Here is a 13,358-nt window from a genome sequence, read left to right as displayed (position 1 = left end):
ATCTGCCTCTCAGATTGCAGAAAGCCTGCAGAAAGACTCTAAAACGCCCGCCAAAGAACCCGCCCTAGTGTTTTCCTAGATCCTGCGTTATTAACTCGTTAGTGAGAGCGGCTCCCTTGACAAGGGGAGCCAAGAGTTACCGTCACGCGTGGCGGTTTTCTCTCACTGAGAGCCGCTCAGCGAGCGTTTTCTGCCACGCACTAATATGCGTGGCGGTGTGTTGCCAAGGGGTGCAACGAACATCGTAAACGAACTTCTGATGCAGAATACTAGGTTTTTGTGATAAGGAGAATTACGTCATGACATCCACTACTACGACGTTGCCCGATGCATCGCAGAGCGACAATGTGCCCGTTGGTGTGACAATACGTGCCACCGACGTGGCCGCTGCGGCGAAGAATCGCAACGGCTTGACATACAAGGGTTTCGGCGTGCTCTCCGGCAACGCTACATCCTCGCTGCTCATGGACTACAAGGCCGAACACCCGGACACGTACTGGACGCTCGTGCGTACGCTGTATGGCGGCGATCGCCCGCTCATGAACACGGTCAAGATCGAAATGGGCAATGATCGCAATAATTCAACTGGCCCGAACGTGGCGACCATGCGTGACCGCGATGAATACCCACAGGTGCGCCGCGAGCCCGGTTTCCAGCTCGCCGCCGACGCTCGTCGCTATCAGTCCGGAGTGCATGTGAGCATTCTACGCTGGCATGCACCGACTTGGGTGCACACCAACGACGACGTGTACCGTTGGTACAAGAACACGATTTTGGCTGCCTACCGCGAATATGGCGTGATGGTCGACTCGGTTAACCCCGATGTCAACGAGCGCACTGCTGATCTTGATTGGATCGCCGAATTCGCTGACCGCGTGCACGGCGATACAGACGGGTTCCTTGGTGCTGGCCCAGACGACCCGAACGCCGGATTCCGCTCGGATGAGGAACGCGACCTGTTCCACGCGATCAAGGTAATCACGTCTGACGAGGAGACGACCGGCACGTTCGGTGGCGATGTGATCGCGAACCCGCGCTATTTAGCCGCAATGGACGTGGCTGCGTACCATTATTCGGTGGTGGATGATGCGGACGGTAATTTCACGCGTCTTGCCGACGAGTTTGACAAGGAAATTTGGAATTCCGAAGCGCAAGCGGTGTTCTCAAACTCGGCTGACCGCCCGAACAACACGATGGACAACGGTCTGGGAGAGCGTACTGGCACTGGTATCGGCGGTATCGGCGGACCGCTTGAAATGGCGAACACGCTCATCAAGGGATTCGTGAAGTCGCGTCGCACGGCTGCGCTCTACCAGCCGGCGATCGGTTCATGCTACGAGCACATGGAGTACGCGTCGAAGGAGCTGATTTCGGCGCGCGACCCGTGGAGCGGCTGGATGTATTACGACGCGGGTTGCGTGGTGCTTGAACATTTCGCGCGGTTTGCGAACCTTGGCTGGCAGTCAGGCGATGGTGCGACCGTTGCGGCCGGTCGTGAGCGCCCGATCTGGCGTGCCATCCCGCAAGCCAGCGGTTGCGAAGTCGGCGGCAACAATCCAGTATCCGAGGCGCGTCACGGTGAGCCGAGTTATCTGACACTTGCCGCGCCTGACGGCAGCGATCTAAGCATTGTGATCGTTAACGATAGCAGCCTGACCAAGACGTATCACATCACGATTGACCGTGCTCTGTCAGCGGCTGGCAAGCCAATCACGGTGTGGCAGACGCGTGCTGCTGACGCCGGCCAGCCGTACGATGCAAACTATCGCAAGCCGGTTACGATCGTGCAATCAGACGATGCGACCGCAAACGTAGCCGATGCTGCGACATACACAATCACGGTCGAACCGTGGAGCATGATCACTGCGACCACGCTCGACTCTGCGATCGTCGACCCGCAAACCGGCACGCTGACCGCGCGGCCAGAATACGCAACCGACATCCCGCACACCCCCGAAAATAGTCGTGCTGTGCTGGACGTTGACCCGGAACACGGCGTGCTGTACGTGGACGATTTCGCGTACGCCGACGCGTCCCCGGTTGAAACGTACAAGTTCGATCAGCTCATCACCGAGGATTACCTGACTTCGCGCGGCGGCGACCACGGTGCGACCCCGCGCTACACTACCGACACGAACGGCGCGTTCGAGATCGTGCCAGATGACGAGCGTGGCCATGTGCTGCGCCAGCAGATTGACTGGACTCACGCTGGCAACGCGTGGATTGAAGGCGACCCGCGCACGGCGATCGGCAACATGCGTTGGACGAATTACCGCGTGTCGGTCGACGTGAAGTTCGAGGATTACCCGGGTCGTGCGCCGTACGTGCTACTCGGCGCTCGCGAAATGGGAGGCAACAAGTTCACGACTGACATTTGCGGCGTGGATTTCAAGATTCGCGCCGACGGCGTGTGGCTGTTGCGTAACTTTGGTAACGAGGTACGTCGCGGTCATCTTGAGGATTTGCGCAAGCGTGCGGCTGAGGCGTGCGCTTCCGGTGTCGCTGACGCGCAGCCGTTCGCGACCGGCGCGGGAGTATGGAATACGATCGCTCTCGAAGTGAACGGCGACACTGCGACGGTGTTCGTCAACGGTGCGCAGGTCACGACGTGGTCTAATCCGGCGTTGCAGTCGGCTGGTCGCGTGAATCTTGGCACGAGTTTTGACCATGTGCGATTCTCGAATTTGCGTGTGGAGCGTGTGCAAGTGACGAGTGATGGCGCTGCCGGTGCGGCGGCGACTGAATTCGCGTCGCCGTACTACACGCAGCTGATCGACGACATGCACATGACGTCGTGGGATGACTCGTCGCACCAGATTCTGCGCTACGAAGGACCGTGGACGCATGATAACGGTCAAGGCATGTTCACCTACATGCGGACGATTTCGCGGGCGGAAACGCCGGGTGCGTCCGTGTCGTTGACGTTCGACGGAACCGGTGTGGATTTGTTTGGCCCAAGTGACGGTCGTGCGAAGCTCGATGTATTTGTTGACGGACGACTGTTCGCGGCTGGCGCGTCGACGCATGCGACTAACGGTTCGCTGCGTTGTCAGTTCCGTTTGGGCGGATTGTCTCGTGGTCGTCACACGGTCACATTCCGCACGGCGAACACGGCTGATTTCGCGCTCGACGCACTTGGTGTACTCGCGTAGTCGCGGATTGCATTGGATTGCGCGCGGGGATAAGCACGTTCCCTAGTTCACGTGTTCACGCGATGGCAAAATTAGGTAATTTGCCATCGCGTGCCCTAAGGATACAGTCCGCGGCTCTAAGCCAATCCTCAGGCTGCTGACTATACTGAGTGACCGTTGCATATGGGTTGAGGAGGTTGCACATGAGCGATGACAGCAAACGTAATGTGAACGATAACGAGACTAACGCTGCGTCGAATGCGCAAAACACTCAGCCCGGCGTGCTCACTGCCGAACAACAGGATGCGGTCGCTGCGCTCGCTGCCACGAATGTGTACGTCAAGCAGTCAAAGTGGAAGACATTCAAGGAACTGCCGAAAGACAAGAAATGGCCGTTTTTCGTGCAGCATTTCTTGCTCGGCACAGTCGCTGTGGTTGTTGCGTTAGCGGTTGTGATTTCACTCGTGGTGACGATCGTCACGCGTCCGCCGGAGCCGGAACTTTCGGTGGTTGGGTTCGATATGAGCCGGTACGATGCTCAGCTTGACAAGTTGAAGGCTGGGTTTGTTAAGGATCGTGCGATTGACGACGATCGACTGATCGATATGAACGGTGACTACAGTATTTCCGGTGACGGTTTTACTGATGATTCTGCCAAAGTGATGACGATGGTCACTGCCGGCGATATCAATATGATGATCGCGAGCAAGGATACATTCGCGCAGCTCAATCAGCGTGGACTTATTAATACGGCGTCGACGGTTGAGGATTCGGCGGTAATGGATGAGCTTGCGAACGCTGGTGTACTGGTTGATAAGAGCGGCGAGCCGACTGATGATGCAACACAAGCGTACGGTTTCGCGCTGTCGAAGTCGGCTACGTGGTCGTCGATTAGCGGGTTGCCAAGTGACATGATTATCGGATTTAGCAACGTGACTGATCAGACGCATCAACAGCGAGCTAAGCAGTTTATCACCTATCTCAAGTTTGAGTAATACTCACGAATCCACGTTGATGAGATTTACCGTACAACGGTGGATTCGCGCGCGACGAGGGTATATCCGACGGTCGTCGTTGTCGGCACTGGTCGCTTCCCAGCAGGCGCTTCGATCTGCTGGCGCAAGTTCATCACGGCCAGTGTGGCAAGCTGATTCATATCGACACTGATCGTACTTAATGACGGCACGAAAAACTCGCCAGAAGTCACGCCATCGAAGCCGATGACTTTTACGTCTTCGGGCACGCGTAGGCCGATATCTGCAAGTCCGCGAATTGCACCGATTGCCGAGGAATCGTTGAGGCAGAACAGGCCGTCGAATGGCATGCCGTCGCGTCCGCGGGCGCGAATCGCTTCGCGTGCATATGTTTCGTTCATGCCGACGAGAGGAATCACCATTGACTCGTCGTAAGGCAAGCCGAGATTAATAAGCGCTGATTTAGCGCCCATCAGGCGTAGCTTACGAGTGGTGGGTTTGGTGAGTAGCTCGTTATTGTCGATGAACGGCGGGCCGACGATACCGATGCGACGGCATCCACGTTCGGCAAGATGGGTTATAGCGGCTCGTGAACCTTCCTCGTTGGGGAACATGATGTTCGACACGAGCGTGCGTTCCTCGTATGTATCGATAAACAGTGCGGGGCGACCGTGTTTGATTGAGTCGACGAGTTCTCCGGTCAAGCCTGAAGCGTGGATAAAAACGCCGTCAGCAAGCGTGCCAGAAAACAGTGAGTTGGTCAGTGCATTGGTAGCGTTATCGGCGCGGTATTTGGTTTGTTGAAGGAATGGCACCATGCCAGCGTCGACGACCGCGTCTGACATGGCGGCGATGAGCTTAGAGTAGAACGGAATATCGTATTCGTTGACGATGATTTGGATAATGCCGCTGCGGCCTGATTTGAGCATACTGGCTGATGCGTTGGCGGTGTAGCCCATTTCGCGGGCGATGGTTTGAATACGATCGCGTGTGGCGTCGCTGATACCGGGAGCGTTGCGCACGGCTTTGGATGCGGTCATGGCCGAAACTCCCGCTGCTGCGGCCACATCTTTCAGCGTGACGGCTGATCGTTTCATGATGCTCCTTTGGCATGCTCTCTATAACTGATCTAACCCTACTTTAGGTTAACGATCTCTATGAATTATCGTTAAGTATATGCGTAATCTTACTGTCTCGTCAAATAAGTGAATAACGGGTGTTGCGACACGCCGAAAATTACGGTTAACTTTACGTTTTGTCATATTTTTCATTGAGTATAAACGTTGAAAATTCAACGTTTCTGCTGCTCATAGGTCAATGAACTTGAAGTTTTCTGTAACTTGATTTGCAGATTGATTATAAATGGCTTATATTGGTTAGCGTTAATCCCATGACGAGGTGAACCGACAACAGAGTTTGGTGTGGCGAGGTTTTTCTTCCTTTTCCTTCCGCGCCACACGAAACTCCCGGTCGAACCCGTGTGCGAAGAGCGCACACAAGAAAGGAACCAAGATGTCGAACAAAGGTGTGGCAAAGAAGGCTATGGCCGCAGTTGCGGCTGTGGGTGCCATGTCCATGATTCTGGCCGGTTGTGGCTCAAGCGGCGCCAAGGAGCAGACCAAGGATGGCAAGCCGCTAATCAAGGTCATGTTCCAGAACGCAACCAACCAAGATGTCAAGACCATGACATGGACTAAGGATCTCGAGAAGGCATGTGGTTGCGTCATTGAATGGTCGCAGGTCTCCGATACTCAGTGGGCTCAGCAGAAGTCTGCAACCCTGTCTGCTGGCAATCCTGCTGATGTGACCATCCGCGGATACCACCCGGCTGATGCCCAGAAGTACCAGTTCTTTGAGGATCTCTCCGATGACCTCGACAAGATGCCGAACGTTAAGGCATTCTTTGAAGAGCAGCCGGCTGCTAAGGGTATGGTCACCACGCCAGACGGCAAGATCTACACGCTGCCGCGTTACTCCGGCAAGAACTACAAGACCTCCGGCCAGCACCTGTTCATCAACAAGACGTGGCTCGATAAGCTGGGCCTGCAAGTCCCGAAGACTTGGGATGAGCTGTTCAAGGTGATGGAAGCGTTCAAGACGCAGGACCCGAACGGTAACGGTCAGGCCGACGAAATCCCGTACGCAATGCGTAACATGGGTTCTGACATTGGTTGGTGGTCCCCGCTGCTGTTCTTGAACTCCACCGGTATCTCCACCCAGTTCAACAACTCTCCGTCTCGTTATGGCGTGTATGTCGAGGACGGCAAGGTTAAGAACTACCTGATTTCCGACCAGCTGCGCCAGACTGTTGAGTTCCTGCACACGATGATTGAGAAGGGTTACAGCCCAAAGGATTCCCTGACGCAGGACTCCTCCAAGTACTACGCATCTCTGACTGGTAGTTCCGATGGAAAGACCGCTACCGTCGGTCTGGCTTTGACCAACGAGCCGAACGCGTTCGGTGCTGATTTGCGCGATCAGTATGAGGCAATCGAATGGCCGGCGTCTGCTGATGGTGTGACTGCTGCGGCTGACCACTCGCAGGATGAAGGTGCATTCGAGGATTACGGCGTGGCCGTGGCCTCCGATGCTCCGAACAAGGACGCGATCTACAAGCTCATCAATGCCATGTACGATGGCAAGGACCTGTCCATCCAGCAGCGCTTCGGTGCCTTCGGTGAATGGGTTACCAAGGAAGGCGACAATTCGTACACGGTCAACTCCAAGTTCTTCAACCTTGGTGCGAACGACAAGAGCCCGGCATTTGCTGATCGTTTTGCTGGCTGGATTCCGGACTCTGTCACTATCAACGGTGACGAAGCTGCTGCTCGTCTGAAGAAGGCTGATGACGTCTATGCCAAGCAGCTTGAGGCTGTTGGCAAGGATTACTTCCCGATCACCATTCTGCCGTCCGATGCTGATTCCACCACGCTGTCGAACAACTCCGCTACGTTCCTGTCTGCTGCACTGCCTCAGATCGCCAAGTTCATCCAGAACGGCGGCGCTGATGACGATGCAACGTGGGATAGCTACGTCAAGGGTCTCGAACCGCTGGGTATTGACCAGAATAACGAGCTCTGGCAGAAGTGGTACGACGACGCTTGGAAGAAGCTCAGCGAGTAATCACACTATTCAATCCAAATGTTGGTGAGTTTTTTGAAATAAGAGAAACTCACCAACACATACATATAACTTGGTTTTCCGTATGAGAAAGCCGCAAAAGATGAGTGCTCCCAATCAATCGGGAGCACTCATCATGAAAGAACCAAATCCACTCCATCCAAAGAGGAATCATGGTACAGAACACAGGCACGGGCGCGAGTGTAGCTTCGCAGACCGTCGACGCGGGTAACGCGGTTTCCGCGCCGGTTGTGGATAATATCGCAGCCCGCAAGCATCAGCCGCTGGTCAAGCGACTTGGTCGTCACTTCAAGCTGTATTGGCAATTGTGGACTTTCGTTATCCCCGCAATGTGCTTCACTGGTTTGTTTGCTTATGTCCCGATGTACGGCCTACTTCTCGCTTTCAAAGATTACGATCCGCGTAAGGGCCTTATCGGTGACAAATTTGTCGGCCTGAAATACTTTAACCAGTTCTTCCAGAACCCGCAGTTCGGTTTGATTCTGCGCAACACGGTCAATATCGCACTGCAAACCGTAGCTTTCGGCTTCGTCTTCCCGATTATTCTGGCTCTGCTCATCAACCAGATTCATTCGATGAAGATCAAGTCGTTCGTGCAGACCATCACCTACATGCCGCACTTCATTTCGACAGTGGTTATGGTCTCGCTGATCAACATCTTCCTGTCTCCTGACACTGGCATGCTCGGTCGTTTCTTTGGCGAACAGAGTCTGCTTGCTTACCCGCAGTTCTTCGCACCGATTTACTGGATTACTGAAGTTTGGCAGCACTGCGGATGGAACTGCATCATCTATCTCGCTGCACTTTCCGCAGTGGATACCTCACTGTATGAAGCCGCTAAAATCGATGGTGCTGGTCGACTCCAGCTTATCTGGAACGTTGATCTGCCAACTATTCTGCCGACTTGCGTGATCATGCTCATCCTGAACATGGGTGGTATTTTGAACGTCGGCTTCGATAAGACCTTCCTGATGCAGAACGCACTGAACCTGCCCGGTTCCGAAGTACTCTCCACCTTCATCTACAAGATGGGTATTATCAACGGTCAGATCTCGCTGTCTACGGCTGCAACTCTCTTCAATACATTGATCAACTTCTTCTTCCTCGTAATGACCAACTTCATCTCGAAGAAGTTCTCGGATACGAGCATCTTCTAAGGAACGGGTGAATCATCATGGCACAAGCAACTGTTTCTCCCACCGGCGTAGCGCCGAAGACCTCGTCTGACGATATTCCGTGGAATCCGAAGGTTACACAGCAGCGTACGTTCGGCGACTGGGTTGTTGATATTGTAATTTGGGTTATTCTGGCTCTCGTCGTACTCGCTGTTCTTTACCCGATCTGGTTTGTGATTATTGCGTCGTTCTCTGATCAGACGCTTGTTGCATCCGGCAAAGTGACACTCTGGCCGCTTGGCTTTAATGTCAAGGGCTACGAGATGGTGTTCTCCGACGATCGCGTTTGGCAGGGCTATCTCAACACGATTATTTACTCCGTGGTTGGTACTGCGCTTAACGTGGCGGTCACTATCCCAGCGGCGTTCGCACTGTCTCGTCGTGAGTTCGCTCCGCGTCGTATTATCATGTTCTTCTTCACGTTCACGATGTTCTTTGCGGGCGGCATGATTCCGAACTACCTGCTGTTCCGTTCTCTTGGACTGCTCGATTCAATGTGGGTATTCATTCTGCCGAGTGCGGTGAATGTGTTCAATTTGATCGTCGCGCGTTCGTTCTTTGAGTCGTCGATTCCTGAGGAACTGCATGAGGCGGCCCAGCTGGATGGCGAAAGCTACTACGGCTTCTTCTTCAAGATTGTGATTCCGCTGTCTGCTGCGATTATGGCCGTGATTATGCTGTACTACTTCGTGCAGCACTGGAACGACTTCGGTACTGGTCTTGTGTACATTCAGGATACTCATAAGCAGCCGTTGCAGAACGTGTTGCGTGATATCTTGCTTGCGAACAGCACGCAGACTGGTAACTCTTCGATGAGTGCCGGCGAGTTGCAGCTTTTCGCCGATCAGATTAAGTACGGCATCATCCTGATCTCCACCATCCCGCTGCTCATCCTCTACCCCTTCCTCCAGAAGTACTTCAACAAGGGTGTTATGGTCGGCGCAGTGAAAGGCTGATCTACGATCAGCCTTTCAGGAAAGCGCGGTGCGCTTTCCGGCTGCGCCGAGCGTAGCGGCTCGCCAATACAGGGCGAGCCGCGGAGCCAGCATTGAGTCTCGCCGTAGGCGAGTCCGTAATTGCAGGGCCGAAGGCGGCGCAGTGAAAGGCTGATCTACGATCAGCCTTTCAGGAAAGCGCGGTGCGCTTTCCGGCTGCGCCGAGCGTAGGGCTGCGGCAATATAGGCCGCAGCCCGGAGCCAGCATTGAACCTTCATCTCTACTCTTGCCGGGAACGTCCCAGAACCAAAGAAGTCTTGTTCTCCTTCCGCTTCTTCGTTCGTGGCCACATTCCCGGCTTTTTCTATAACAATTTCACGCACATACGGCCATTGTGTGTGGGCATCGGCTCTGGTGGGTTCTGCGTGGCGGTTTTCTCTCACTGAGCATCACTCAGTGAGAGAAAACCGCCACGCAGAACCCAGACGCACCCACCGCCCCACACACAGGACACCATCACACATCCCTAGAACAGGGAAAGGAACCCATCATGGCAACCACTCGATTGCCGCAACCGCAGGCGCCGGCCGACCCATACGGTTACCTGCTTGTCCATTTCATTGAAGATCCCGAGCATTATACCGAGCGCATTTACCTCGACATCTCCGAGGGTGACAATCCTGAACGTTGGCATCCGCTGAACGGTGGCAACCCAATCCTCACGTCATCGCTCGGCACCACCGGTGTGCGCGACCCATATTTGACTCGCAATCCCGAAACTGGTCGCGTGTACATCATCGCCACTGATTTGCGTGTCTTTGACGGCTCTGGTCGTGGTTCCGCGCCGGGCAGTCCGTGGTACGGATTCTCGCATCATGGAAGCACTAATCTCATCATCTGGTACTCCGACGATCTTGTTCACTGGAGTGAGCCGCACGCGCTCGATGTCTCTCGTCGCGCTGACGGCACGCACGCTCAACTCGGCTGTGCATGGGCTCCCGAAGCTTTGTGGGTTCCGGACTACTATCCTGAAGGTTCCGAAGCTGAGCACAACGGCAGTCGCGGTGCGTTCGTTGTCTACTGGTCGAGCAAACTATTCGCTGACGACGATCTCGACCACGTTGACGATGCTGTATACGATCGCGTGCTGTGGGGCGTGACGCAAGATTTCACCGACGCAACGTTCGAATACGGTGGCATATTTATCGACAAGCATCGTGCCACGATCGACACGACTATGCTACAGCGCGCTCTGCCAGACGGCACTATCCGCACCTATCGCGCGACCAAAGCCAACGGTACGCCAGTTGACGATCAGCCGACCGTGAGCCGCGGTATCTGGCTCGATGCAACCGACTCGCCGCGCTGGTGGGAGCCGTCGACCGAATGGCATGTGATTCAGGAAGAAATCGGTGCGGACTGGGTACCGAATCACGATCCTGCTGGCGTCGAGGGGCCGGCACTGTTCGCGTCGCACTCCGATGGTCGTGTGTATCTATATGTGGACGTTATTCCATCCATCGGATACCGTCCGATGGTGACATCCGATCCTGACCGTGGTTTCGACTACCTGCGTTCCGACGATTTCTACATGGCTCCGCACACCAAGCACGGCGGCGTACTTTCTCTGTCCCACGCCGAATATGACCGCTTGCGCGCGGCTGACGGTACACTGGGGTGATAACGTTCACATACGTTCGCGTAATGTGACAACCCAAGAGTTGACAACCCAGTGGTCTGACGTTGACAGTGGGTGCGGATTTCTTCATGCGGAGAGCCGCGCCTGTACTTTGCCGGCGTCGTAATGGAACTAAAGGAGCTTCCATGCAGCGGTTTGCAGTCGGATACGAGTTCATCTGCCGCATCATCATGATGCTGATGGTGTGCCAAGTCGCGTTTATTGTGCACACAGTCATGGGTCTCGTCGTCGGCGGTTTCTTCCCGTCAATCGCTGCACTGTACACGACTTTCCGCACATGGCTGCTCGACGTCAACGATCGCTCATGGACAATCAAACAAAGTTGGGTGACGTTCCATCGCGCGTGGAAAGCGGAACTTGCCGGCGCGAACGTATTCGGCTGGCCGCAGTTTATTATCTGGTTGCTGCTCATTTGGGATTACTATCTCGCCAACTGGAACGATATGGGTCGTATTGGATACGCTGTCTCCGGTATTTTGTTGGTAATCAACGTGCTGTACGGCCTGTTTGTACTCGTATCATGGGCGATTCGCGCTAACTTTGACGAAAAGCCGATGTGGGTTGTGCGCACGTCAATTGCGATGGTGATCGCACGACCGTGGTGCTCGTTTATGGTAACTGTGCTGTTTATTGCGACCGTGTGGGCGTACTACACATGGCCTGGTCTGGGTGTAGCGCTCGGCATTACTGTGCCAGTATTCCTTGCAATGATGGCGATTTACTCGTTCGGTCGCGTGCCCGGCATGGATGTGCGTGTGCTTGAGCCGGTCGAAGAGAAGAAAAAGAAGAAGGCAGAGGAACGTCGCCAGCGCGAGGAGAGCAAGCGCCGCGGCTGAACTGTCGGCATATCTGCCGTTATCTCGGCTCCCCTTGCTAGGGGAGCCACGATAAGAGGTCGGTGCGACAGCTCATTTTCGCAATTAATAGGGAAGCTGCAAGCATCGTAAACTAACTATTGGTGGAATACTTCAGGGGAGTGGGTAGTCATGTCATCTATGTCATATGAAGCCTACGTGTGGGCATATTTCACCGGCGATACCGGTGGTAATGAGCAGATTAGTCTCGCCGTATCGCGCGGCAACGATGCACTCAGCTGGCAGACTCTCAACGGTGGCCGGCCTCTGTTCACATCAACGTTCGGCACACGCGGCTTGCGTGACCCGTTCATCATGCGCTCGCATGACGGTAGCCGATTCTTCATTATCGCGACTGATTTGAATGTTGCCGCACTCCGCGGCAATTTCCGCGAAGCGCAGTGCCGTGGTTCGCAATATCTTGAAATCTGGGAATCGGACGATCTTGTGCATTGGGGTGAGCAGCGGCACACACTTGTTTCCGCGCCGAACGCTGGTAATACGTGGGCTCCTGAGGCGTATTGGGTTCCCGAACTCGGTGAGTATGCGGTGTACTGGTCGTCAAATTTGTATGCTGACGGTGATGGTCAGGATACGCGTGAGCAGCCGACGTACGGTCGCATGATGATCGCTACTACCAAGGATTTCCGCGAGTTCTCTGCACCGCGCGTATGGATGGACGTGTGCCGTGGCAATGGTCACGACGGGTTCGGCTTGATCGATGCGACTGTCGCGCGCGACGGTGACTGGTGGTATCGGTTCGTCAAGGATGAAAAACTCATGACCGTGCGTGAGGAACGGTCGCATGATGTGATGACGCCCGTTGTTGGTGCGCTGCCGTTGTCAGCAGCTGATACTGGCTGGCAGTTAATCCGCGAAAACGTTGGTGTTGGAGATAAGGCCCGAAATTTTGCGCACTTTGGCTTGGGCTTGAGATGAAAGGGCATGGCTCGTGTCCTGTGTACGATTTTCTGTCGCCAAACAAAACAAATCGCGATTGGAAAGAGGGCACGAAGCCATGTCACAGCAGATTCTACAGGTCGACCAGGCCATGTTGGAGACCACCCTGGACCGGATGGTCCGTAGAAGCGTCGAGGAGACGTTGAACGCAATGCTCGACGCCGAGGCCGACGAGATCACGGGCGCCGCCCGTTACGAGCGCAGCGGGGATCGCAAGGCGTACCGGGCCGGCCATTACAAGCGTGATCTGACCGTCAAGGCCGGGAAAATGAGCCTGAAGGTACCGAAACTGAAGGGCGCGGTGTTCGAGTCGGCCGTGATCGAGCGTTACCGGCGGCGCGAGGAGAGCGTCGAGGAGGCGCTGATTGACATGTATCTGGCGGGCGTGTCCACGCGTCAGGTTGATGATGTCAGCCAATTGTTGTGGGGTGATCGCATGCCCTCGCAGACTCTGAGCGACAAGCTCAAGCGCATCTACGCGGATATCG

At 55.0% G+C, this 13,358-nt stretch carries 11 protein-coding genes; 9 read left to right on the top strand and 2 right to left on the bottom strand.

What is annotated here, in order from left to right:
- Positions 1–299: 299 nt before the first annotated feature.
- On the top strand, positions 300–3,152 hold the full coding sequence (locus BHAP_RS00605) for a 3-keto-alpha-glucoside-1,2-lyase-like domain-containing protein (protein WP_094728628.1): 2,853 nt from the start codon (positions 300–302) through the stop codon (positions 3,150–3,152).
- A gap of 182 nt (positions 3,153–3,334) precedes the next feature.
- The gene (locus tag BHAP_RS00600) at positions 3,335–4,126 is read left to right on the top strand and encodes a hypothetical protein (protein WP_094728626.1); all 792 of its coding nucleotides are present in this window, start codon (positions 3,335–3,337) and stop codon (positions 4,124–4,126) included.
- A 26-nt stretch (positions 4,127–4,152) separates the two neighbouring features.
- Here BHAP_RS00600 and BHAP_RS00595 read toward each other — a convergent pair whose 3' ends face one another.
- Entirely contained in the window at positions 4,153–5,202 is a 1,050-nt protein-coding gene (locus BHAP_RS00595; RefSeq protein WP_094728624.1) for a LacI family DNA-binding transcriptional regulator, read from the bottom strand.
- 415 nt (positions 5,203–5,617) lie between these two features.
- On the opposite strand from BHAP_RS00595, the gene BHAP_RS00590 reads away from it, so the two are divergent.
- The 3 genes from BHAP_RS00590 to BHAP_RS00580 all read left to right on the top strand — a co-directional run bounded on the left by BHAP_RS00590 (position 5,618) and on the right by BHAP_RS00580 (position 9,377).
- Positions 5,618–7,228: a type 2 periplasmic-binding domain-containing protein gene (locus BHAP_RS00590; RefSeq protein ID WP_094728622.1), complete on the top strand. Its 1,611-nt coding sequence runs from the start codon at positions 5,618–5,620 to the stop codon at positions 7,226–7,228.
- Positions 7,229–7,398: 170 nt separating this feature from the next.
- Complete coding sequence (locus BHAP_RS00585) at positions 7,399–8,403, top strand: ABC transporter permease (protein ID WP_094728620.1); 1,005 nt, start codon at positions 7,399–7,401, stop codon at positions 8,401–8,403.
- Positions 8,404–8,420: 17 nt separating this feature from the next.
- Positions 8,421–9,377, top strand: a complete 957-nt coding sequence (locus BHAP_RS00580; protein WP_094728619.1) for a carbohydrate ABC transporter permease — start codon at positions 8,421–8,423, stop codon at positions 9,375–9,377.
- 15 nt (positions 9,378–9,392) lie between these two features.
- Here BHAP_RS00580 and BHAP_RS00575 read toward each other — a convergent pair whose 3' ends face one another.
- The gene (locus BHAP_RS00575) at positions 9,393–9,740 is read right to left on the bottom strand and encodes a hypothetical protein (protein ID WP_143248696.1); all 348 of its coding nucleotides are present in this window, start codon (positions 9,738–9,740) and stop codon (positions 9,393–9,395) included.
- A gap of 167 nt (positions 9,741–9,907) precedes the next feature.
- Here BHAP_RS00575 and BHAP_RS00565 point away from each other — a divergent pair, with 167 nt between their 5' ends.
- The 4 genes from BHAP_RS00565 to BHAP_RS00550 all read left to right on the top strand — a co-directional run.
- Positions 9,908–11,038, top strand: coding sequence for a glycoside hydrolase family 43 protein (locus BHAP_RS00565; RefSeq protein WP_244569187.1), 1,131 nt, complete (start codon positions 9,908–9,910; stop codon positions 11,036–11,038).
- Positions 11,039–11,181: 143 nt separating this feature from the next.
- Positions 11,182–11,892, top strand: a complete 711-nt coding sequence (locus BHAP_RS00560; RefSeq protein ID WP_094728611.1) for a YesL family protein — start codon at positions 11,182–11,184, stop codon at positions 11,890–11,892.
- Between the two features lie 150 nt (positions 11,893–12,042).
- Positions 12,043–12,849, top strand: a complete 807-nt coding sequence (locus BHAP_RS00555) for a glycoside hydrolase family 43 protein (protein ID WP_094728609.1) — start codon at positions 12,043–12,045, stop codon at positions 12,847–12,849.
- 79 nt (positions 12,850–12,928) lie between these two features.
- Positions 12,929–13,358: transposase (locus BHAP_RS00550; RefSeq protein WP_211279651.1), on the top strand; the 430-nt coding region annotated here is incomplete at its 3' end.

This window comes from Bifidobacterium hapali, from assembly GCF_002259755.1.
Taxonomy (GTDB): Bacteria; Actinomycetota; Actinomycetes; order Actinomycetales; family Bifidobacteriaceae; genus Bifidobacterium; species Bifidobacterium hapali.
The sequence above is the reverse complement of the archived record's forward strand: the minus strand, read 5'-3'. Positions and strand labels throughout refer to the sequence as shown.

Excerpts from the sequence above, each read along its gene's own strand:
- BHAP_RS00605 (WP_094728628.1), top strand. The coding sequence starts at position 300 with ATGACATCCACTACTACGACGTTGCCCGATGCATCGCAGAGCGACAAT.
- BHAP_RS00600 (WP_094728626.1), top strand. The coding sequence starts at position 3,335 with ATGAGCGATGACAGCAAACGTAATGTGAACGATAACGAGACTAACGCT.
- BHAP_RS00595 (WP_094728624.1), bottom strand. The coding sequence starts at position 5,202 with ATGAAACGATCAGCCGTCACGCTGAAAGATGTGGCCGCAGCAGCGGGA.
- BHAP_RS00590 (WP_094728622.1), top strand. The coding sequence starts at position 5,618 with ATGTCGAACAAAGGTGTGGCAAAGAAGGCTATGGCCGCAGTTGCGGCT.
- BHAP_RS00585 (WP_094728620.1), top strand. The coding sequence starts at position 7,399 with ATGGTACAGAACACAGGCACGGGCGCGAGTGTAGCTTCGCAGACCGTC.
- BHAP_RS00580 (WP_094728619.1), top strand. The coding sequence starts at position 8,421 with ATGGCACAAGCAACTGTTTCTCCCACCGGCGTAGCGCCGAAGACCTCG.
- BHAP_RS00565 (WP_244569187.1), top strand. The coding sequence starts at position 9,908 with ATGGCAACCACTCGATTGCCGCAACCGCAGGCGCCGGCCGACCCATAC.
- BHAP_RS00560 (WP_094728611.1), top strand. The coding sequence starts at position 11,182 with ATGCAGCGGTTTGCAGTCGGATACGAGTTCATCTGCCGCATCATCATG.
- BHAP_RS00555 (WP_094728609.1), top strand. The coding sequence starts at position 12,043 with ATGTCATCTATGTCATATGAAGCCTACGTGTGGGCATATTTCACCGGC.